This is a genomic window from Pseudomonas sp. B21-035 (genome assembly GCF_024748945.1).
GTDB lineage: Bacteria > Pseudomonadota > Gammaproteobacteria > Pseudomonadales > Pseudomonadaceae > Aquipseudomonas.
In genome coordinates, this window is record NZ_CP087179.1 from 2,666,057 (window position 1) to 2,688,587 (window position 22,531).

Genomic DNA, 22,531 nt, shown 5'->3' on the forward strand with positions numbered 1-22,531 from the left:
AAAGCTAGCTCAGGGGTGATTGATATGTCAATAATCTCAGCTTTTAGCGAGAGGTTTGAAAGCAGCATGCGTGGGGTGATTGTGCGCGCGATGTTTCTCTTGGGTGTTATCTCGATGGCCGGTGCTGCTGATGCATGGGAGAAGGTCGATGGCGAGGCCTTGGTCAAGACGCTTAAAGCGCGTTATGAAAATATTGTTGGGCAATGTGACGACCAGCCAGCCTATACATGCTCCGGCATCATCCTGCGCGGTACCCGGGATGTATTACCTGCACCACTCAACGCTTGGGATCCCTATCCAGCGGACAAAGTATCGGATACGTCATTTTCGTTCCTGCGCAAAGACATTGCCATGAAGCGTCTGGCTTGGGGTTACACCAATGGCTTTATCATCGATCCCCCCACGTACCTGGCGGTTAATTGTTTCTATCCCTTGGATGGCAGTTCTACAAACAGGCCAGAGAACGGATGTGGGGGGTATGAAGAATTCCCTAAAAGCAAGCCATGCGATCAATCAGGAATAGAAACAGGTACAGAGTGGCTCGCCAATAACCCCGTCTCGGATAAGGACCATAAACAGCGCTGTGGTTTTGACCTGCGTTCAGACGATACCAGAGCGGCTCGCTTCGAGCAGGGGGTACTGGCCGCAGTGGAGGCGTCCAAGACAGTAGAATTACCCAATGACTTGAAGATAACCACTTGGACGCCTGGCTATGATCGACGTTTACCTATAGTTGCTTTTTTTTATAGTAACGAAAATGGCAAGGCGATTGCTCAGGCTAACCAGCTTAAGTTTTTTAGAGAGACAGATAAATTCCTGCCGGTTATTAAAGTGAGTTTTCCAGATGCTTCGGTTGAGGGGGTAGGCTTTGAGTTTTTAGGTAAATATCAAGCTAAGGTGGCTGCATGTTATACCGATTATGAAAATGGGCGTGGAGCGCTTGCGGGGTACTACTATGGAACGGCAGCTGAGGATATAATGAAAAAGGCTGTCAGTGCTCCGCTGGGCTTTTGTGAGCTCATATAGATATCTTTGGTATGTGGCGGTTGGCCTGATGCTGGTATGTCGTGCCATTTTTAATGGCCGAAATTTAACTAAAGAGGCTATCTATAGTGAGGAATTATCGAGTTGGACGATACCTGCTGTTAGTAGGCTGGTTGTTCACGGTCATTACTAGCCATGCTATGGAGAAGGTCGATGGCGAGGCCTTGGTCAAGACGCTTAAAGCGCGTTATGAAAATATTGTTGGGCAATGTGACGACCAGCCAGCCTATACATGCTCCGGCATCATCCTGCGCGGTACCCGGGATGTATTACCTGCACCACTCAACGCTTGGGATCCCTATCCAGCGGACAAGGTATCGGATACGTCATTTTCGTTCCTGCGCAAAGACATTGCCATGAAGCGTCTGGCTTGGGGTTACACCAATGGCTTTATCATCGATCCCCCCACGTACCTGGCGGTTAATTGTTTCTATCCCTTGGATGGCAGTTCTACAAACAGGCCAGAGAACGGATGTGGGGGGTATGAAGAATTCCCTAAAAGCAAGCCATGCGATCAATCAGGAATAGAAACAGGTACAGAGTGGCTCGCCAATAACCCCGTCTCGGATAAGGACCATAAACAGCGCTGTGGTTTTGACCTGCGTTCAGACGATACCAGAGCGGCTCGCTTCGAGCAGGGGTACTGGCCGCAGCGGAAGCGTCGAAGAAAACAACATTGCCCAACGACATGAAGATAACCACCTGGAAGCTGGGGTATGACAAGCGTTTACCGATTGTTGCGTTTTTCTATGTTGACGAGAAGGGAAAGGCAATTGCTCAAGGCAATCAGGAGAAGCTTTTTAAGAAAGCAGAAAGACTTTTACCTATCATAAAAGTGAGCTTTCCAGGGACTTCTGAGGGGAGCGTTGGGTTTGAGCTTTTAAGCAAGGATCAAATTAAAATTGCCATGTGTGATGACGTGGAAAGGTCTAGTGGAAAAATAATAGAAAGGAAATACTATTTTGGTGCCGAGGCGGAGACTGCGGGCGAAGGTGCGTCGATGTTGGAGGAAACATATAGGGTTTCAGGTCGGTTCTATTCGTGCAAATTTATTTGAGCTTGAGACTTATTGGTTAGGTTTAGCCAAGCGGTCGTGATGCTATCCTGTCTTCAATGCTCCAGAAGTTAGGGTCGGAGCTGAGTTGCATTTTATATGTGTTCTTGCTGGGCCTTCAGGCGTTTCGGTGGGGGACTTTCGGGGGAAGATTAAGCCAGTGTGGCGGCATGTACTGCAACTGATGCTATGAGTATAACTGGGCAGGCCATCCGTTATTTTTTTTGCGTAGAGGCAGAACGGGCATTTAGCAATACACGTGAGACCCAAAAGACACTGTCGGAGCAGTATTCTGTTCTTCAGGTGTGCAACCTCGTGATTTAGTGGTCACAGTTTTTACTGTATGAATAAACACCTGATATTTCTGATGGTGGTCAGTCGTCTGTTGCTTAAAGTACATTGTTCAATGAGTGAGCTGAAAAGAAAACTCAAAGCATCGTAGGGCTATAGCAATTATTCCAGGAGCATCACTATGTCCATTAATTCGCTTAACGGTCAACTGCAACACATTACCGTCAATCCCAGCACTGGGCGCTACACGGCCAGCGTTCCGATCACGACGCTGGTCGGCAACAACGGCATGGGTCCCAGTTACAATGTGGAGTTTGTCTACTCTCCCGAGTCCTGCAACTGGTTTTTACCCGGACTCAGTGCCGTCACCCGCGTGAATAAGGTCTATTACATTTGCCTGTCCAATGGTGAGCAGCTTACAACGACTGAAAGTATTGATGCGGCAACATTCAAGGTAGTTATTGATCATGCCCTGATTCAAATCATCCACAAAAATGGCACCATTGAAAATCTCCGTGACCTGACTGCGCCACCCCCTATTAAATGGGTTGCAGGTCAATACGGAGTGTATGACACGGAGGAGAAACGGCAGGCGCGTTATGACGAGATTTATACTGAGCATATGACTCTCTCTCCTTCTCATTTCAGACTGGAGACCATCAATACGCCGCTGGGTCATCAGCTTAAGTTTGAGTGGGAGTTGTGGGTTGATACTCGTGGTAACAAGTACTCGCTTTCCCACCTTAAAAGTATCAGTGACGAAAGTTATCAGCTGCTGACGTTTGATGCGACGGTGCCGTACCAGCCCACAAGCTTTACCTTGTACCCGCAAAGCAGCGAATCGATTAAGTTTGAACTGACCTACGTTGCAATCAATGAGGCGCTGAGGCCGCAGTTTGATAAGTATTTACCCGGGGTTATCTATTTTGCGGGGGTAAGTGAGGCTGCCAAGGCATTCAACGACACCTTGGATTATATGGCGTTTCATCAACCGCTCCAGTCCATCAAGCAGGCCGGTACGCTATTGGGGGCTGAGTGCCATTTTGAATATGCGGATGATGGCCTCCTGAGCAAGATCAAGAGCGACTGCGGCGCTAACCTGGGAGATGCCACAACACCTTCTTATCATCAGGTTATAGAGACGTTGACCTTGAATAACGATAAGAAAGTCGCCACGTATGTATTCGAACCGGGTTTGGAGGTCGAGGCTACTACTGCAACCTATACCTATGACGCCGATGCACGTCTCACAACCGTTTCCACGGCCTGCGGTGATCAAACGCTTAGCGAGCTCAAGCAGTACTGCAAGGAGAACGGCAGCGTCTGCAAAGAAGAGCTGACCGTTGATGGGGTTACCTCAGTAACAGAGCAAACGGTGGAGTTCAATCAAGAACACCATTTGATTATTGGCACGACCCGCCAGGGCTTGAAAGACGCTAGCGAAGAGCAGAAAGCACAGAGCTTCTGGGTGATGGACGCCCAAGGAAACATGCTGGCCAGTTCTCAAGGTGATCTATTTACAGTCTGGACGTATTACAACACGTACGCTCTCTATGGGGAGGAAGTCTCCAGAACCAAAGTGTATGACGACTCCTTTCTTGGCTATCTGTTCAGACCAATAGACTGGGTAACACCAGATTTTTCGCGAAACGCTGGTCTGACTTGGGCGACGCGACTAGATACCAAATCGACGCTTTCCCCATACCATGATACTTATGCCAAACAGGCATTCAACCTGCCGATTGATGGCATTGTCTGTCCAGGTGATGCCAACTTGTTCTGTGCGCATGTTGAATCCGAGCATGTCTATCGGTTACTCGATGGTAAAATGGAACACCTCAGCCTGAAGTGCTATGGCTACACTTCGATTGATCCGAAGCAGGAGGTGCCAAACTTTACCCGTAGCAAGGTCGTCAAGCCTAGCATCAAGCTGACGGTGCATGGCCCGGACTGTAAGGATGTTGATGTCTCCCTCTCGCAATTTCAAACCGTGGTGACGGGAGCCATGCAGCCGTTGAAGAAGCTGGGTGAGGAGTATTTAAAACTCCAGAATCAAAGAGACACGTTGATCAAGCAGGGCTTGCCTGAAGGCGTCAACCTGATCGTCGAGCTGGACAAAAAAATAGCGCCAATCAAAGCGCAGATCGATCAGTTGCTTGAAAGCAGTACCTCTAATACCACGGGGACTTATCTGAATAGCTGGGCCGCAGGCTCAATGACCGTGGAGCAGACCACTTACCATACCGACAAGGGCAAGCCGGAGTTTGGTCAGGTCAAATCAACCGTTGCCTACCTGTTGGATGAAAAGGGCAAGGAAGTGACGGGCTCGAGAACGACCACCGTCTTCACCTATGCCGTTGATACCACTGACACCACCAAGATGAAAACGACGGTTGCCGTTACCACGGGTGATAGTCTCACGGTGACCTCTACGCAAACACGTTGCCGTTTCAGTGGGCGTTTGCATGAAAGCACTGACAGTGAGGGCGTGAAAACGACCCTTACCTATCACAGTGAAGGGTATGTGAGTAAAGAGAAGGTCACCCAGGGTGCGAATACGGTAACGGAAGTTGATTATTCGGTGGACATCGAAAGTCCCTACACGCTGTTTGATGCCAAGGATGTAAAAAGTGCAAGCAACCGTTCGATCGTCGTCGATGCACTGGGACGCGAACGTGAAAGCCGAGTGGGCTCGGATTATCTCAACGACTCGACACTGAGTTGCACGGAATACGACAAGTTCAATCGCGTCTGCAAGGTCATCGATTACGATTACACGGGGGCTGACGCTGGGACTAAACTTAGCACGCGAACCTCGACCTGGAACTACACATCAAATAACGATTACAGCATTGCCCACGAACTAAAAGATGCGCAGGATAAGGTTACCGAAACCAAGACCCAGACAGTGAAGTCTGATGCACAGGGTTCGCTGGAGGTCACCATAGGCGCAGTCACTTCTCACTCAAAGTATGACGCTGCGGCCCGGACCCTCACCGAGTGGACAACACCTGGAGCGCCTTACCTGGCGACAGTCACCAGCTATGATGTTGACGGACAGCGACAAAAAGTGGAGTACAAGTCCGTGACGCCCGGGGAAGCGGGCGCCGCCAATACAGAGACCGTGCTGGACAGTGTGTCCTATACCTATGACGCCCGGGGGCAACTGAGCAAGATCGAACCAAAACATGGCAAAGAGTCAACCTTTGCCTACGACAGGTTCGGCCGCCTGCTTAAAGAGACGACGGCAGGAACTGAAATCAGCAACACCTATTCGGCCAAGACCACCGCCAGCATTGCCACCGCTGCCAGTATCAAGGCGAGTGGAGGTTCGGCCATTGCGCTGGGTAACCAGACTGTGGATGGGCTCGGTCGAGTCAGCAAACGAACCGTGAATGGTGCGGATACGACCTTCAGCTATGCCGGTGGATCACGCTGGGGAGTAAACAAGGCCGCAACGCCACTGCCGGCTAAAATTACCCAGTACAGCAGGGCGTTTGATCCGCAGGAATTAACCTACAGCGAAACCTATAAATCTTCGGTGGGTTTTGGGGACAAGCCTGCACCTTTCGAGTATACAACGGCTACAACGTTTAGCGTCCGCGGTCAGATGGTGAGTTTTAGTAACGTTATGGGGGATAGCACTTCCTGCACCTACGACCTGTTTGGTCGGCTGATCAAGACGTCCTCTGACGCTGGCGAGTCCTCGTTCCACTACGCGGGTAACGGTCAGCTCGAAAAGGAAACGATTAAAGATATCAAGACGAACAAGGAGATGACCGTCACTTACGCTTACGATCTTATAGGCCGCGAAATCAGTCGCACCTTTGCCTGTGATGGTTTCGACACGCTCACGTTGAAACAGGAACGGCTCGATGACGGTCGAGTGAAAAAAACCACGTTGCTCAAAGGGGAGAGCGAATATCGCAGCGACAATTATAGCTACGATGATCAGGACAGGCTCAAAGAATGGTCCTGTACGGGCAGTGATGCGCCAAAAAGCGGTGATAAGTCTTACACCAAGCAGGTTTTCACCTATGATGCGCTGGGTAATGTGACCTCACGCGAGAATGAGTCTTCGGCTGGCAAGAGTACTTCAACCTATACCTATGACACGGCCAAGCCCGGCGTCCTGACCAAGTCGGGTGACGGGGTGCTGGAAAATGACGCAGCCGGCCGATTGACAAAGCGTATTAATCGCGAGGTCGAATATTACGGAAATGGTCGGTTGAAAAGCTACAGCAGTGAAGCGTCCGCAGATAGCAAGGTTTACGAGTTTAAATACGATGACCTGGGGCGTGTCCGTGTAATAGCGTTGGGTGGTAAAAGTGAGTATTACCATTATCGGAACGGCAAGATCTATGGATTAAGGCAGATCGATTCGTACGAGCCTTCTTCTTTCGGTTTTTATCAGCGCAGCATCGTGTTGGTTAACGATAGTCCTGGCTGTCTGTTGCAACAAATCCATACAGTAGCCAAAAAAGGTAGTAGTGCGGCAGCGGAGGTCACCGCCAGCTTCGAACTGCGCGATGCTGCGGGCAGCGTGTTTGCCAGTTATGACTTGCTCAACACTACGATGAAACACTACAGCTACACGCCTTATGGCTTCCGTAACCCCGAGCCGACGGCAGTGACCTGGCTGGGGTTCAAAGGTGAACCTCTCAACCCTCTGGGGCTGTATCACCTGGGCAACGGTTACCGGGTTTATGACCCGCAACTACATCGGTTCCAGTCTCCGGATGACTGGAGCCCGTTTAGTGCGGGAGGGGCGGCTTGCTATACCTACTGTGGCGCGGACCCGGTCAATTATCACGACCCGAGCGGGCATGCACGCGTGCTGAGCTCTGAAACCCAAATGGTGGGAACGCCCTTTATAGCCACTCCGGAGTTCCGCATCGTTATGGCCGTAGTTGGCGTGGCGGTATCCCCCTTCACCGGTGGTGCTTCTGTGGCCTGGACAGCCGCGGCGGTGGGATTGGCTACCGTCTCGGCAGGATTCGAGATTGCTTCGGCCTTGCTTGAGGAGAGTGATCCGGACGTCTCAGAGGCGCTAGGGTATGTTGGACTCGGGGTGGGCTTGGCCAGCGCTGCGGCGGGAATTGCCGGGGCAAAACTTGCTGCGAGGGCGGGAGCAAAAAACTACTCGGCTGGTTCACGTGCGGCACACTTCGGTGACCTCTATAAGGGTCAGAGTTCTACCATGATAACTTGTACGCCACGCGATAAAAGACATCTGATATGGTATGAAACCTATCTTGATGATCCGAGAAGAGGCGTAAGACATATTTGGGGGGCGAATATCGAAATTAACAAAAGTGAAGTGCGAGCTCATCTTAAAACGATTGCGCGACGCGGATCGAATAGTGATGTACATATTTACTCGGGTGCGCACGGTGAGCCTAACGGTGATAATTGGTATGATGCGATTGTGGGCGGTAAACCCTCGGCAATCAGACGTCCAGAGTTGCAAGATACTGATTTTTATTTGGAAGATTTAGATTATATTAAGAGGTATGCTCCGTTTGGTAATACCAGGAAAGTTTCTGTTCATAAGCTGACGAGCAAGGGAGCTTTAGAAACAATGAACACCATGGAGCAATTGCCTGGGCACCATGTATACGCTTTCTGTTTTGGACGTAATGATGAGCGGTTTTTGGCACTGTATAACCAGGCGCCGGTGATGGTGTATGCACGACCTCCAAAGCCGGGTGATCCTTTCCTCGCACCTAAAACTTCAGGTTTATTCAATTTTCCCTAAGTGCGGCGGGGAGCGTCGAAAGACGCTCCCGTTTTACTATTAAGGCTCTCGCTGCTACGGTGTAGCCCACTACAATGGGCTTTTAATCCCCACAAGCAACCCATCCACCAACCCTTTCGCAGCTTCAGCCGAGTGCAGGTTTGCCTAGAGAGGCCTTTGCTTTCGTGTCAGCAGGCATGTTCACAAGCTCGCAGAACAGTTTCGCAGACGCTCGTAAGCAATAGAGCATACACCCCATTACCGTTTGGTCATTGTGGGCTCCTGCTTTTGATGGTCGCCGACTCTACTGAATCCCGACGCTTATGGGGTTCAAGTGAGTTTCAACTGATTTCGTACAGAGCCTAGCACCTCATACCCCACCCTAGGCACCCCCCCCAACCTTAACTCCACCAACGCCTTCAACGACTCCCCACTGCCCAAATACGCATCCCCAAAATCATGCCCCCCCAACGCACTCGGATGCGCCACCACCTCCAGCAACCCATCCGCCGGCGCCAACCCCGCGCGTAAATCCGCCGGCGTACACACATAATCCGCCGTCGCCCCGGCCAGCTGCTTCAAGCGCCTATTTAGCAACGTCTTGAACACCCGCTTGAGCGGCCCGATGTTATGCCCAAGATTACGCGCCAGCCTCACCGCAACGCCTTCACGTGCCGCAAAGCGGGCGACAATCACGCCGATCGGCCAGATGTTGTGCACATGCTGGTGCGAGTCCAGGTGGCTGGGCATCAGGCCCTGGTTCAGGCAGTGTTGCCACTGCGCCTGCAGTTCCTGCTCGACTGCCTCGCGCTCGGCGCGGCTCAGGCGCAGGGTGCGTTGTTTCAGGCGCAGGTCGAATTCGCCGTTGGGCGCGCAGAAGCGTGGCTGCTGGCGAATGGCTTGGCTCAGCGGCCGGCCGTAGGTGAGGTTGAAGTGCAGGCCGATACGCCCGCGCAAGGCCGGCAGTTGCGCCAGGCTGCAGGCGGCGCTGAAGGCCGGCATATTGGCCATGGCCGTGGCCGAGCTGATCAGCCCGGCCTGGAAGGCATGCAGGATGACCGCGTTGGTGTGGGCGCTGAGGCCGAAGTCGTCAGCGTTGACTATGACCTGTGAGGGCATCCGGGTTCTCCTGTGGCGAGTCGGGCTCGGCGGCTGTGGCCGAGGTTTTTTGGCGCAGGCGTTGCAACTGTGGCTTGAAGCGTTGCCACAGGCGCAAGGCCAGGCCCAGGGCCAGGCCGCTGGGGCGCCAGCTGTAGAAGCTTTGCCGCTGGTGTTCAACGGCGCCGCTCATGCGTTCGTGCAGTTGGTGGCTGGAGTTGTGCAGGCTCACCCGCGAGGCGTCGACCCACTCCCAGCCGTCGTCCAGGCCCCAGTGAATCCATTCTTCGAGCAGCACCCGGCCGCTGCCAAGCTCGGCATAGGCGGGCACGAAGGCCAGGTTGTAGTCGTACACCCGGCCGCGCTCGAACACCCCTAGGCGGTAGCTGATGCAGCGGCCATCGAGCTCCAGCAGTACCATGCGCACCAGGCCCTGGGCCGCCAGGGCGCTGAAGGCCTGGTACATCCATTGGCGGCGCAGGCGGCCAGAGAAGATGCCGACTTCGTCGTCGCCTTTCCAGCTGAGCTCTTCGACGGCGCTGATGGCATCGAGCAGTGGCGTAATGGTGTTTGCATCCGGGATCAACCGGCGTACCTGGGCGCCGCAGGCGGCAATGCGCTTACGCGCGCGGCGCAGTTTGTAGCGCGGGTCGCCGCTGATTTCCTGGCGGTCTTCGGGCACGATGCGGTGCACCGGCACCCGGCAGTTCAGGCGCTGCTCATGGGTGGAGCTGCGCCGCGCCCAGCGGCTGAGCAGGCTGTGGGCCGCCGCGTCGTCGGGCACTTCGTCCAGTTGCAGCAGGGCATGGGGCAGTTGCTTGCGGATTGCCCTTAGCACTTGCGCGGCCGCTTTGGCCGGCAGGTCGCAGAGCAGGGCGATGCGGTCGCTGAGCGGGTAGCCCAGGTGCCGCACCACCTGCACCGTCAATGGGCCGAAGCGCTCAGTGCCGCGTACCAGCGGCAGGCACAGGCACAACCGGCCCTGGTCGCGGCCCACCAGCACCTGCAACTGTTGCCCGACCGTCAGTGCCGCTTCGGCCGCCAGCAGCCAGCCCAGGTGGTTGAACGGCGTGCTGTCGGTCAGTTGCTGGCGCAGTTGTTCGTAGTCGGCGGCGGGGAAGTCCGCCGCCGCCAGCGACGGGTACCACTGCAGTTCAAGGCTCATGGGTTCAGGTCACCGTGGCCGGGGCGGGGCTTGCTTCAGGTTTGCGCAGGGGCTCCAGGCGCGATTCGCTGTAGCGGGTTTCGCGGTAGAACTTCCAGCGGCCGAACAGGCAGTACACATTCATCACCCGTCCTTGTTCCTTATAGCCCATGCGCAGGTGCAGCTTGAGCGCCGGGATGTTGTGGCTTTCGCACACGTCCACCACGGTGTCGCAGCCCTGGGCGGCCATGGCCTTCCACAGCTCCAGCTGCAGGTCGACCGAAAGCTCGGTGCCCCAGTACTTGCGCGCCAGCTCGCCGCCAAATTCAAAGAACTGCCCGGGCTCGACCGGGAACCAGCAGCCGTAGAAGTGGCGGTCGTGGTAGTGGCGCAGGCTGCCCCAGATGAATGCCACCACGTCACCCGCGTCATCGAGGAACATCAGCCCGGTGTGGCCCTCGGCGGCCAGCTCGCGCATGGTCTCGATGCGGTCGCCAAAGTGTTTGGCGAAAGCCCGCACGTTGTGCACGGTGATCGGCTCGACCCGCAGCGGCGGGTAGGGTTTGAGTTTGTGCGGCGGCACGGGGCTGACCAGGTCGCGCTCCATCCACAGCAGCTGCCAATGGTAGAACAGGTAGCGCTTGACCCCAGCGTTGATGGTATTACGCAGTCCTTTGCGCTGGATGCGATCCTGGATCTTGCTCAAAGCACTCATGGTGCCTCCTGTTTCTGGCAGGTGAGGTGCGCGCTCATGACGCGCTCCAGGTCAGGGCGAACAAGGTTTGCCCTGGCAATTGAAAATGGATACGGCCTTGCTCGCAGACAAACTGCGCGCGGCGTGTGCTGTTGTCGGGGCCGAAAAAGCTCAGGGCGCCTGCAGCGCAGCGTTGTTCGGTGGCAAGGGTCACCTGTTGCAGGCGCTCGCCCTTGTTCACCCCCAACAGGCTGCGCTGCTTGCCACGGGCCATGGCCAGGGCGTCGACTTCGAAGGCGTCGTTGTCCAGAGCCAGCACCTGGTCGAGCCAGTGCTGCTGGATGAACTGCTGGGCCAGGCCCACGGGCTTTAGTTCAAAACGGTTTTCGCCCAGCACCCGGACCATGCCCTTGGGCCATTCGGGCTCGTCGGCGACGTGGAACCAGTTGAGCATGTCGAGCAGGCCGTCCTGGGAGGCGTTGATCACCACCGAGGCCCACCACAGGGCGGTGAAGTGGGTTTCCTGGTCGTAGGGGCTCAGGCTCGAGCCGCTGGAGAGGTTGGTCTGGTCCAGCAGCAGCGCCTTGTTCGGCCGGCCCTGGGCATCGAGGCCGACCAGCCTGGCGGCCTGGCGCACCGAGTCGCGGTAGCTGCGGGTGGCCAGCAGGTCGCGGACCATCCATTCGTGCCAGGCCAGGGCGTCGATCTGCGCACCGTGCTCCTTGAGCAGGCGCTGTGCCCAGTCAAGGCCGATGCGCTTTTCGCTGTCGCTGTGCAGCGGGCCGTTGACCAGTCGCGAGCTTGCCGGCATGGCGATGCGCACCCCGGCTTCGCGGGCGCCGGGGCTGCGTTGTACGCGCTCGGCCATGGCCTGGAAGTAGCGGCTGAAGGTGGGGTAGTCGCTGTAGTTGAGGTTCGGTTCGTCGGCGAAGGCCAGGTAGTGCAGGCTGTTGCCGCCCAGCGTGCGGGTGGTGTTCAGCCAGTCGTCGAGGCCGTCGTTGCGGATGCGGTCGGCGGCCAGTACCGATTCGCGGCCGGTGCCGGCCAGCAGGGTGATGTCCTGTTTGATGTTGTAGCGTTGCTGATAAAAGCTGCGAAAGGCAGTTTCATAGCCAGGCTTGCGTGCCAGCAGGTCGGCGAAGCTGTAGTAGCCGGCTGCTTGCGGTTGCAGGGCATCGAGCACGGCGTAGCTTGATGGCGGCGGCAGTACATAGGGCAGGTTGACGCCCAGGTCCGGGGTGCGGCCCAGTACGGTGTGGCCAAGGCTGAGCGCGACCTTGCCGTCGCTGTTGTGTAGCGGGCGTAATTGCCCGGGCTGCTGGGCGAACAGGTTGGCGCTGCCGTCGAGCCAGAACGCCACCTTGCCACGGCCTTGCAGTTGCAGGCGGAAGGTCTGCTCTTTACTCGACTGCGGCAGCGCCAGGCGATCGAACTGCCAATAGGCGGGGTAGGGCTTGAGCGCCAGGCTCAGTTGCTGGCTGTCGCCCAGGCGCTGCACCTGCAGGCTGCGTACGCCGCCATGATATTTGCCGGCCAGGGTGGCTTTCTCGCCCGCAGGCACTTTGAAGTACAGCTCGACATTGGGCCCGACTTCGGCGCTGAAGTGCACCTTGGCCGGGGCGAACAGCGCCCGGGTGCTGTCGGCATGCTCGATGCGGTAACGGCGAAAGCTGTAGCCGGGGATTTCCACCTGGTAGTCGCTGGCGCTCGCCGCCAGCGGCCATTGCACCCGGCCTCGGCTTTCATTGGCCTCGATCGCGCGCTCGGCCTGCAAGTGGCCCTGGCCGTCGAGCAAAAAGATGCGCTCGGGGTTGGCCTCGGCCTGCCAGGCCGGTTGCCAGCTGACCGTGACGGTGTCGGCCTTGCTCGCTTGCAGGTACAGGCTGCCATCGCGCAAGTCGCCCCATTGCAGGGGCGCAGCCTGTAGCGTGGCGCTCACCAGCACGCCGCTCACCACCAGGGCCAGGGCTTTCATGCCGGCCGCCGTTGCAGCATCTGCCGAAGCGGCGCGAGGTCGCTGGGCAGTACCAGCAGGGTTTGCCAGAACGGCACGCCGCTGAGTTTGCAGTACAACAGCAGCATCGCCAGGGTCACCGCCAGGTAAGCGATGGATGAGGCCGCCGCAGCGCCGACGATGCCATAGGTGGGGATCAACAGCACGTTGAGCAGCAGGTTCAGCGCTGCGCCCAGGCCCATCATCAGCGATACCGTGCCGGGGCGGTTCTTGCCTAGCAGGTCGAGGCGCAGGATGCTCGCATAGCACAGGCCGAACAGCCCCGGCAGCAAGGCCAGCAGCGCCGGATAGGCCGGCTGGTATTCGGCGCCGAACAGGGTGACGATCAGCCACTCGCCAATCAGCGCCATGCTCAGGCAGGCGCCGAGCATCACCGTGGCGGTCAGGCGCAGGGCCAGCGGGGTGAGCTTGTCCATGCCGGCGTCCTGCTGCAGCAGGCGTTTCATCAGCGGTGTGGTCACCGCCTCAGGGACGATCAGCAGCAGTTCGGCGGCGGCGCTGGCCATGGCGTAATGGCCCAGCGCTGCGCTGCCGAGCATGGCGCTGATGAACAGGTAGTCGGAGCGCAGAATCACCTGCTGGAACAATAAGTCCGGGTGGCTCTTGGCGCTATAGGAGAGCAGCTCGCGCTGGCCGCTGCGGTCCCAGCACAGGCGGATCGAGTGCTGCCGGCCGAGCCAGTACAAACCGAGCATGACCACCAGGCTCAGGCCCAGCAGCCAGCTGATCAGCGCCGCTTCCAGGGCCGCGTGCTGCCACATCCAGAACAGGCCGACAAACAGCAGCAGCGGCACCAGCGACTCGGTCAGGCGCAGGGCGTTGAAGGCGCCGACGCCGCCGGTGGCGTTGTGCAGGGTCAGCAGGCCGCTTTTAAGCACCGTCAGCGGCACCGCCAGCAGCAACAGCCAGGCCAGCAGGCCCAGCTGGGTGGTCACTTCCAGTTCAGTGCCGAACTCCCGGGCCAGGGCCACGCAGACCAGGGTCAGGGCACCGGCCACCAGGCAGCCGTAGATCAGCACCTGGCTGAGCAGCAGGCCCATGCTGCGCTGCTTGGCCGCCTGGTAACCGACGGCGGTGTTGAGCCCGCCGCTGGTGGCGGCGCTGATCAGGTCGGGCAGGGTGCTGAGCAGGGCGAACAGGCCGCGCTCGCTGGGGCCCAGGATGCGCGCCAGCAGCACGTTGCGCATCAGCCGCAGGGCGATCATCGCCAGGCGCGTGCCCATGCTCAGCAGCAGGTGGCGTACGTAGTGGCTGCGACTCATGGGCGGCCTCCGCGGCTGATGCGCCAGGCCAGCAGCGAAGGGCGGCTGGCGCTGCGCTGGCTGACACTGATACGCGGCAGGGCCAAGGGGTCGTCATGGCCCTGGCAGATCCCGGCGCGGGTGCTCAGGGCAAAGGGGTAGCGGTGCGCGGCCAGGCGCTCGCGCACCCGCGCGTCGTGGTCGCCGTTGGGGTAGCAGTACACCGGCAGCGGCTGTTTACAGCCTTGTTGCAGGGCGTAGTGGCTGCGGCTCAGTTCTTCTTCCAGGCGCTGGTCGTCCAGGCCCGGCAGCAGCGCGTGGCTGGCGCCGTGGGGGCCGAAGCTGATCAGCCCGGAGTTTTCCAGGTGGCGTACCTGGTTCCAGTCCAGGGCCTGGGGCAGGGATTCAGCCGGGCAGGCGTCGGTGAGGTGATGCAGGGCCATCGGGCTGAGGCTTTTCAGGCTTTGCAGGTATTTGCCCAGGGCCTGGCTGCGCGCGTGTGGGCGCTCGTTCATGAAGTAGGCCGCCGGCAGCGGCCGGCCGATCTTGCGCAGTTGCTCGATCAGCGCCCGGCGGGAGATTTCGCCGTGGGTGCCCCACAGGGTTTCGCCGAGGCTTTCCCACCAGAAGCGCTGGCGGCTGCCGATGTAGTCGGTGGACAAAAAGATGCTCGCCGGCACCTGGTATTGCTGCAGCAGCGGGAAGGCATTGAGGGCGTTGTCGCGCCAGCCGTCGTCGAAGGTCAGGGCCACTTTCGGCCGGTTGCCGCTGCGCGGGTGTTCGTGGGCCTTGAGCAGGTCCATCAGGTGTACGCAGTCAAAGTGGCGTTGCAACCAGCGCAGCAGGCGTTCGAAGGCCTGGGGGCCGACGCACAGTTCATTGCGGTGCGGCAGGGCGGCACTGTCGTCGTCGGCCAGCACCCGGTGCAGCATGAGGATCACCCCGGCGCCGCGCAACTGGCTGCGGCCCTTGGGGGAGTTGAGGTACAGCCAACCGCTGGCACGCTTGATACTGGTTTTTATCGGCATGTCAGGTGCTCATCGAGTCTGGTCGGGGTTCCATTGGTTGTAGCTGTGCCCGCGTAAAAACTGCCACAGGCCGACGCTCATGCCGGCCAGGGTCACCAGCACGAAGGCCGCCAGGCGAAACGGTTTGGGCAGGCGCTGGCGCACGTCCAGCAGGCCGGCGATGGCGATGGCATAGCCGAGCAGTTGCGCGGCCAGGGTCAGTTGGTAAAAGCCGTGGCCGTCGAGCAACCACAGGTTGGCCAGCAGCAGGGGCAACAGCAGCACCGGCGCCAGGCGGCGGATCAGTTTGTGGCTGATCAGGGCAATGGCGTACAGGCCGTGGCGCAGCGGGTTGAGCAGTTCGCGGCGAGCGGCCAGGCTGATCAGGCCGCCGACGGTGACGCGCTGGCGGCGGCTGAACTGGCGGTCGGCCTCGTCCACGCCCTGGTCGAGCACCTGGGCTTCGTCAACGTAGACCACCCGTTTGCCGGCCACCGGTGCGCAGGTGTTGATGTAGAAGTCGTCGTTGACCCGCGCCGGAATCGGCTGGTACAGCTCGCGGCGCAGTGCCTGCAGGGCGCCATCGGCCGACACCGTGCAGCCGGTGCGGCTCTCCACCCGGCGCAGCCAGGCTTCGTAGTGGCGGTACAGGCTTTCGCCCAGGCTCAGACCCTTGCCGGCCTCGGGGATGATCATCTTGCCCACCGTGCCGCCCACTTCAGGGTCGGCAAAGGGTGCCAGCAAGGCGGCGAGGGTGCCGTCAATCCAGTGCACATCGGCGTCGGTGAACACCACGATGTCGCCCGTACACTGGGTGACGGCGACGTTGAGCACGCTGTTCTTGCCCATGCGCGGCAGGTCGAGGACCTGGATGCGCGGGTCGTCAAAGCTGCGCGCCAGGGCCACGGTGCTATCCGTGGAGCCATCGCTGGCGACGACGATCTGCAGGCTCTGGGCCTGGTAATCCTGGGCCAGCAGGTTGCGCAGCTTGTTGTCGATATTGCGCGCTTCGTTGTGCGCGGCCACCACCACGCTGACCCGCTGCGGCGCCAGCGGCGCGGGGCGGTGACGGGGGAACAGCGGCCCCACCAGGGTCAGCAGCAGCGGGTAGCCCAGCCAGGCATAAAACGGTAGCAACAGGCACAACCAAAAGATGAACTCAGCCACGGGCGGGCCTCCTTGCGTTCCAGTTGAACAGGCTGAGCACGAAGGCCGCGCCGGCCAGGTGCAGGCGAATCCAGTGCAGGCCCCAAAGCTGCAGGGCGAACAGCAGGTCGCGGTGTTTCAGGCTCTGGCGCAGGCTCAGGGCCAGCGCGGGCAAGCTGGTGACCAGCAGCAGCAACAGCGCCAGGTGCGGGTAACCGTCGAGCAGCGCCGACAAAGCCATGAAGTCGAGCAGCCAGGCGCCCAGCGACAGCAGCGGAAAGCGCAGCAGGCGCAGGCTCGGGCCGTTGCTGCGCAGCAGTTGCAGGTTGCTGCCCTGGCGCCACAGCTCCTTGCCCAGCCACTCGCGCCAGCTGCCCTCAAAACCCCAATGCAGCACCACCGGCTCGCGCAGGGCCAAAAGCCGCGCGCCGGCCTTGTTCAGGTGCCAGGTAAAGTCCTTGTCTTCGCCGGTGCGCAGGGTTTCGTTGAAGCCGCCCACCTGATCGAACCAGTGGCGCTGCATCAGCAGGTTGGGGGTCGGCAGCCACTGCATCGGGTGCAGTGCCGGCAAGCCTGCACGCAGGGTCCGGCGTTGCCAGGCGCGGGCGAACCAGGGCGCCTGGCGCGGGGTGTCGCAGTCCAGGGCGAAGACGTCGCCACGGCCTTCGCCATGCAGCTTGAGCAGCAGGCTCAGCCAGTGCTCGGGCACTTCGATGTCGGCATCGAGAAACGCCAGCCACTCACCGCTGCTGGCCTGTACGCCACGGTTGCGCAAGGCGCCGATGGTCAGCCCCGGTAGGCTCAGCACCTGGGCACCGAGGCTGCGGGCGATCTGCGGGCCGTCGTCGCTGGAGCCGTTGTCGACCACCACCAGCTCGCAGTCAAGGCCGGCATCGGCGGCGGCGTTCAACGCCGACTGCAGGGTCCGGGCGATGTGCCGGGCTTCGTTGAACATCGGCACCACGACACTGACCTTCATGCCTTCACCTGCGCCGGTTGCGCCTGTTCGGCCTTGAGCCGCAGCACGCTGGACAGCGCCAGCATGATCCACAAGTACTTGTGGTTGGGCGCGCTGAGGAACATCAGGAACAGGCTGATGGCGAGCATGCTCATGCACAGGTGGGTGAGCAGGTCGGCCTGGCCCTGCTCACCCTGGCGCAGCCACAGGCGCCGGGCGTACCAGACGTTGTACAGGGCCAGCAAGACCATGCTGACAAAGAGGATGCCGGCCGGTATGCCGACCTCGCTGAAGATCTCCAGGTAGGTGTTGTGCGCGCGGCGGTACAGGTCGCCGACCTTGCGGTTGGCTGAAAACGCCTTGGCGTAGCCGGTGGTGGCGTAGTGCAGGGGGAAGGTGCCGGGGCCGGTGCCGAGCACCGGGTGTTCGCGGATCATCTTGCTGCCGACCACAATGTACGACGAGCGCCGGCCCAGGGAATCGTCCTGGAAGGCATTGACCCCGGACTTGAGCAGCGCCAGCGACTGGATGCGCGCCACGTAACTGGCCGGCATCAGCGCCACCATGGTCGGCAGCAGAATGGCCAGGCCAAGCATGGCAAAGCCCAGGTGCCGCGGGCGCAGGTGGGCGACCTGGGTGCGGTAGTGCACCAGCACGATGCCCAGGCTGATCAACAGCACCACCAGGCCCGAGCGCGAGTTGGTCTTGGTCATTCCCGCCAGCAGCAGGATGCAGCAGGCGATCCAGAACAGCTTGTGCAGCCGCCGCGGGCTGTTAAACACCAGCCACAAGGCCATGGGCACGGCGATGGCGATGAGCATGGCGAACACGTTGGGGTCTTCCAGCAGGCCGGCGGCGCGGCCTTCGTCCTGGTACTTGGCCGAGGCCATGGCCATGATGCAGGTCAGGCTGACACTGAGGGTCACCAGCCGGTACATCATCGGCAGGTCGAGGTCGCGGCCAACCAGCAGGGTGATGCCGAACAACAGCAGGCCCACGGCCAGCTCGCGAAAGTGCCCCAGGGACATCTCGCTGCTGTCGCTGGCCCAGAAACTCAGCAGGTACAGCGCCATAAACCCCAGCAGCAGCCGCCACATGCTGCTGCGCAGACGCTCGGCGGGCAGTTGCTTGACCGCCAGTTGCAGCACCAGCACCAGGGCCAGGGCCGCGCCGATCATTTTCGAGGCGGTCAGCTCGCTGTCCTTGAACAGGCCTTCCAGCGGCACCAGGGTGATAATTGCCAGCAGTCCCCAGGCCGGGCGTTTGTACAGCGCCAGCAGGCCGGCCAGGCCGATTACCGCGCCGGGGGCGAGAAACGGGTAGGGGCTGGCCAGCAATGCCACGCAGGCGATGGCCAGCAGGCCGATCAGGGACAGGGGAATGATCATGCGCAGGTCTCCGTGGCCGCGCCCAGGTAAACCCGGGCCCAGCGTTGCGCCAGCGTCGGCAGGTGATAACGTTCGCGTTGGGTGCGCCGCGCCTGGGCGATCAGCTCGCCGGCCTGGGCCGGGTCGAGCATCAGCGCCTCAAGCTGGGCGGCCAGCTCTTGCACCGCCAGGGGCCGGGCCAGCAGGCCGCTGCGCCCGTGCTCGATCACATCGGGGATACCGCCGACCGCAAAGGCCACCACCGGCACGCCATCCTGCATGGCTTCGAGCAGGATCATCGGCGTGCCTTCGGTGCGCGAGCTGATCACCAGGGCATCCAGGCGCGCCATCCACTGGCGCATGTCGGCCTGAAAGCCGGGCAGGCGGATGCGCTGGCTTAAACCGGCGGCGTCGATGCGTGCTTGCAGGGCGTCGCGCTCGGGGCCGTCGCCGAGCATCACTGCGTCGAGCTGCGGGTGGCGCTGGCACAGCGGGATCAGCGTATCGAGGAACAGGTCCGGGCCTTTCTCGCAGCTCAAGCGGCCAACATAGCCGGCCAGCCAGCGGCCATCGCCAGGGTGGCGTGCGGGCAGGGCGTCAGCCTCGGGCAAGCCGTTGGGGATCACCTGCAGCTTGTGCTCGGCGACCCCGGCCTGGCGATGGATGCGCTTGATGCTCTCGGCCACGCAGACCACCCGCTCGATGGTGGCGGTGCGGCACAGCTGCAGGCTGATCCAGGTGTACAGGCGCTGCTTGCGGCTGCTGGGGGTAAAGCCGTGCTGGGTGGCGACCATCGGCAGGCGCCACAACTGCGCGCCCAGCCAGCCGAACAGCAGGCCCTTGAAGTTGTGGCTGTTGATCAGCGGCTGCTGGTCGTGGCGCCGGCGCAGTTCAGCCAGCAGCTCGCCGACCCCGTCGCAGGTCTGGCAGGCCACGCCGGCGGCGCGAAAACGCGCCACCAGTTGCTCCGGGGCCCCGAGAAACAGCACCTGGTGCTGCCCCGGGGTGGCCTGGCAGTGGTCCAGCAGCATCCGCTCGGCGCCGTAGAAGCCGCCACTGCTGAGCAGGTGCAGGATCGGCCGTGGCGGGTTCAGGGCTGCGTTCAATTGCGCACCCAGTGCACCAGCCGCGGCAGCGACCAGCCCTTGTAAGGGTTGGGGGTTTCCGGGGTCTGGTCGTTGATCACCAGCAGTACCGGCAGGTCCAGTTGATGGCTGATTTGCGCCGGGTGCTTGAAGCGCCGGTCAAAGAACTCTTTGACGTACACCAGGGCAATCGCCAGCAGCAGGCCGGTGAGCATGCCGAACGGCACGATCAGCAGCGGCTTGGGAAACGCCGGCTCCGCAGGCTCGTACGGGGCGCTGAGGATGCGCGCGTTGGACAGGCCGTTGAGCAGGTCGGCGCCGCGCGATTCTTCGTAGCGCTGGGTGTAGGTGAAGTAGGCCTTGTGCAGGGCGTCGATCTCGGTGTCGAGCTGGCGCGCCTTGCTCTGGGTTTCTTGCAACTGGTGCACGCGGCCTTTGAAGTCGGCGATGCGCGCGGTCTTCTGGGCGATCACGTCCTGGACCACGGCCAGGTCTTTCTCGCGCTCCTTGATGCGGTTGGCGACGATCTTCAAGAACTGCTGGCGGGTCTTGGCGATCTGTTCGCGTTGCAGCAGCATCTGCTCGCTGCCGGGCTGGAACACTGCCAGGTCGCTGACGTAGGTCAGCACCAGGGTGGTCAGCTGTTCACCGAGCTGCTTGATCTCGCGGTCTTCAAAGGCCACGTTGTCGACCGTGGTGGTGAAGGTGTAGGGGAAGGCGAAATCGCGCATGTTGGCGTTGCTGGCCGCGGCCAGGCTGGTTTTCAGGTAGTCCAGCCACTGCTGGCTTTGCAGCAGGCGGTCGCGGTACTGGTTCAGCGCCTGTTCTTCGGTGTTGATGGCGTTGAGGCGGAAGGTGATCTCTTCTTTGGGGTCCGAGGAGCCGATGCTTTCGAGCATGCCCAGGCGCTTGCCTTCGAGGTCATCCATGCGCACCTGGTACTGCAGTTTCTTCTGCTCGTAGAACTGCTCGGGCAGCTCGTTGGACTGCAGGTTCTGGCGGTTGCGCAGGTAGTTGTCGAGCAGGCGGCTGACGAACAGCGTGCCCAGTTTCGGGTCGGGAAAGCTATACGTCACCGAGACCACGTTGGAGCCGGGCAGGGTTTCGACCTTGAGGTCCTTGATGGCGTCGTCGGTGAGGGTGTCGAGCTGGGTGTCGCGCACCGGGTCGACCTCGAGGCCGAACAGCGAGCGCACCGGGTTGACCACGTACTCGCGCAACGGGTTGATGATGCCGCTGCGGATCGGCCCGAACACCACCCGCTGCATGAAGCTGGGCGGGATCTCGTACTTGCCCTCGGCGCGCAGCTGGCTGATGGTTTCGCGGATCAGGGTCGGCGAACGCAGGATATTGCTCTCGGTCTCCATGTCGGCCAGCGACGGCGGGATGAACTTGTCGGTCTCCTGGGCGAGGGTGGTGTTGGTGTCGCTCTGGGACAGTTTTTTCGACTGCACGATCACTTCGGCGGTAATGTCGAAGCTCTGCTTGAGCACCAGCGGCAACAGCAAGGCGATCACTGCGAAGACCAGGAACACCCGTTTGACCAACTGGCGGTTGGCAAAGAAGATCCTGAAGAATTCATGCAGGTAGTTTTCTTTTGTATTCATGCTCGGATACCCGCCTGGAATTAGTTGTTGTCGCTGTCTTTGTTGTCAACGCGATAACCGAAGCTGAAGCCGACCCCCTGGAACAGCACCACGTCAGCCAGTTGCCGGGCCAGGTCGCCGGCGCTGGCGAGCTTGGTCTTGGGCACGTAGAGCATGTCGTCCGGCTGCAGGTAGGCGACTTGCGCGGCGCTGGCATCCAGGGCCTTGTCGACGTTGTAGGGCACGGCCTGCACCTGGTTGCCGTTGCGGCGCATGATCACCACCGAGTCGAGCCGCGCCTTGACGTTCGGGCCACGGGCCAGGGTCAGGGCTTCAAGCACCGACACCGGGCGGCGGATCGGGTAGGCGCCGGGCTGGCCGACTTCACCCAGTACGTAGATCTCGTTGACGGCGGTGGACTTGAGCATCACGTCCACGGTCATGCGCCCCGGCAGGTCGGCGTAGCGCTTGTTCAGGTAGGTCTGCAGCTGGGTGACGGTCATGCCCTGCAGCGGCACCGAACCGATTTCCGGGAAGCTCGCCTGGCCGTCGCTGCCGACGGTGATTTCGCGGCTCATGCCGGTGGCCGGGTGGTTGAGCGCGCTCTTGAGGTTCTGCTCGTTGGTCAGCGGGCTGATCACCTGCACGGTGACGTTGTCGCGCCCGGGCTGGAACAGACGCTTGTTGCGGTAGGCCTGCTGGATGGTGCGCCGGGCTTGGTCCGGGGTTTGCCCGGCAACGTTGACCGAGGTGTTGGCCCGCGGCAGTTCGATGGTGCCGTCGGGCAGCACCAGCTGGTTGCCGTTGAGCGAGCTGGCTGCCGGGAAGGCCAGGCCGACGGTGTCGCCGGACTGGATACGGTACGACGCCGAGCCGCTGGTGCTGATGTGGAAGATCACATCGAGCACGTCCTGCGGGCGCAGCACCTGTTCGCTGCGCGGCAGTTCGGTGTCCTGGGCGTTGGCGGCATTGGCGGTCATGATCTGTACCGGCATCTGCCGGGTGTCCTGATTGGCGCAGCCGGCCAGGGTCAGCAGGCACAGCGCGAACGTCGTGTATTTCATG

16 protein-coding genes are annotated in these 22,531 nt (G+C 60.3%); 4 read left to right on the plus strand and 12 right to left on the minus strand.

Annotated features, from left to right (window positions below; translation table 11 throughout):
* Positions 1–66: 66 nt before the first annotated feature.
* From LOY22_RS12230 to LOY22_RS12245, 4 genes are all read left to right on the plus strand, one after another.
* Positions 67–1,026, plus strand: coding sequence for a hypothetical protein (locus LOY22_RS12230; protein WP_258597618.1), 960 nt, complete (start codon positions 67–69; stop codon positions 1,024–1,026).
* A 158-nt stretch (positions 1,027–1,184) separates the two neighbouring features.
* Positions 1,185–1,736 carry a hypothetical protein gene (locus tag LOY22_RS12235; RefSeq protein WP_258597619.1) on the plus strand — a complete coding sequence of 184 codons (552 nt, stop codon included), beginning with the start codon at positions 1,185–1,187 and terminating at the stop codon, positions 1,734–1,736.
* Complete coding sequence (locus LOY22_RS12240) at positions 1,733–2,101, plus strand: hypothetical protein (RefSeq protein ID WP_258597621.1); 369 nt, start codon at positions 1,733–1,735, stop codon at positions 2,099–2,101. The genes LOY22_RS12235 and LOY22_RS12240 overlap by 4 nt, the downstream gene beginning before the upstream one ends.
* Before the next feature lie 469 nt (positions 2,102–2,570).
* Positions 2,571–8,147, plus strand: coding sequence for an RHS repeat-associated core domain-containing protein (locus LOY22_RS12245; RefSeq protein WP_258597623.1), 5,577 nt, complete (start codon positions 2,571–2,573; stop codon positions 8,145–8,147).
* 309 nt (positions 8,148–8,456) lie between these two features.
* Here the strand turns inward: LOY22_RS12245 and LOY22_RS12250 are convergent, their stop codons facing one another.
* From LOY22_RS12250 to LOY22_RS12305, 12 genes are read right to left on the minus strand one after another with little or no spacing between them, the layout of a single operon-like run.
* On the minus strand, positions 8,457–9,245 hold the full coding sequence (locus LOY22_RS12250) for a carbohydrate deacetylase (protein WP_258597624.1): 789 nt from the start codon (positions 9,243–9,245) through the stop codon (positions 8,457–8,459).
* Positions 9,217–10,389 carry a GNAT family N-acetyltransferase gene (locus tag LOY22_RS12255; protein ID WP_258597626.1) on the minus strand — a complete coding sequence of 391 codons (1,173 nt, stop codon included), beginning with the start codon at positions 10,387–10,389 and terminating at the stop codon, positions 9,217–9,219. Before LOY22_RS12255 ends, LOY22_RS12250 begins: the two co-directional genes overlap by 29 nt.
* A gap of 4 nt (positions 10,390–10,393) precedes the next feature.
* The gene (locus LOY22_RS12260) at positions 10,394–11,083 is read right to left on the minus strand and encodes an N-acetyltransferase (protein WP_093383306.1); all 690 of its coding nucleotides are present in this window, start codon (positions 11,081–11,083) and stop codon (positions 10,394–10,396) included.
* Between the two features lie 34 nt (positions 11,084–11,117).
* Complete coding sequence (locus tag LOY22_RS12265; protein ID WP_258597627.1) at positions 11,118–13,037, minus strand: hypothetical protein; 1,920 nt, start codon at positions 13,035–13,037, stop codon at positions 11,118–11,120.
* Complete coding sequence (locus LOY22_RS12270; RefSeq protein WP_045198756.1) at positions 13,034–14,338, minus strand: oligosaccharide flippase family protein; 1,305 nt, start codon at positions 14,336–14,338, stop codon at positions 13,034–13,036. The genes LOY22_RS12265 and LOY22_RS12270 overlap by 4 nt, the downstream gene beginning before the upstream one ends.
* Complete coding sequence (locus tag LOY22_RS12275; protein WP_093383300.1) at positions 14,335–15,345, minus strand: polysaccharide deacetylase family protein; 1,011 nt, start codon at positions 15,343–15,345, stop codon at positions 14,335–14,337. Before LOY22_RS12275 ends, LOY22_RS12270 begins: the two co-directional genes overlap by 4 nt.
* Positions 15,346–15,354: 9 nt before the next feature.
* On the minus strand, positions 15,355–16,491 hold the full coding sequence (locus LOY22_RS12280; RefSeq protein WP_093383297.1) for a glycosyltransferase family 2 protein: 1,137 nt from the start codon (positions 16,489–16,491) through the stop codon (positions 15,355–15,357).
* Positions 16,484–17,449: a glycosyltransferase family 2 protein gene (locus tag LOY22_RS12285; RefSeq protein ID WP_093383294.1), complete on the minus strand. Its 966-nt coding sequence runs from the start codon at positions 17,447–17,449 to the stop codon at positions 16,484–16,486. The genes LOY22_RS12280 and LOY22_RS12285 overlap by 8 nt, the downstream gene beginning before the upstream one ends.
* Positions 17,446–18,816, minus strand: coding sequence for an O-antigen ligase (locus LOY22_RS12290; protein WP_093383291.1), 1,371 nt, complete (start codon positions 18,814–18,816; stop codon positions 17,446–17,448). The genes LOY22_RS12285 and LOY22_RS12290 overlap by 4 nt, the downstream gene beginning before the upstream one ends.
* Positions 18,813–19,901: a glycosyltransferase family 4 protein gene (locus LOY22_RS12295; protein ID WP_258597628.1), complete on the minus strand. Its 1,089-nt coding sequence runs from the start codon at positions 19,899–19,901 to the stop codon at positions 18,813–18,815. Before LOY22_RS12295 ends, LOY22_RS12290 begins: the two co-directional genes overlap by 4 nt.
* Positions 19,898–21,487, minus strand: a complete 1,590-nt coding sequence (locus tag LOY22_RS12300; RefSeq protein ID WP_045198768.1) for an LPS biosynthesis protein — start codon at positions 21,485–21,487, stop codon at positions 19,898–19,900. Before LOY22_RS12300 ends, LOY22_RS12295 begins: the two co-directional genes overlap by 4 nt.
* A 20-nt stretch (positions 21,488–21,507) precedes the next feature.
* A complete protein-coding gene (locus LOY22_RS12305) occupies positions 21,508–22,530 on the minus strand; it encodes a polysaccharide biosynthesis/export family protein (protein WP_258597629.1) in 1,023 nt (340 codons plus the stop codon).
* Between the last annotated feature and the right edge of the window lies 1 nt (position 22,531).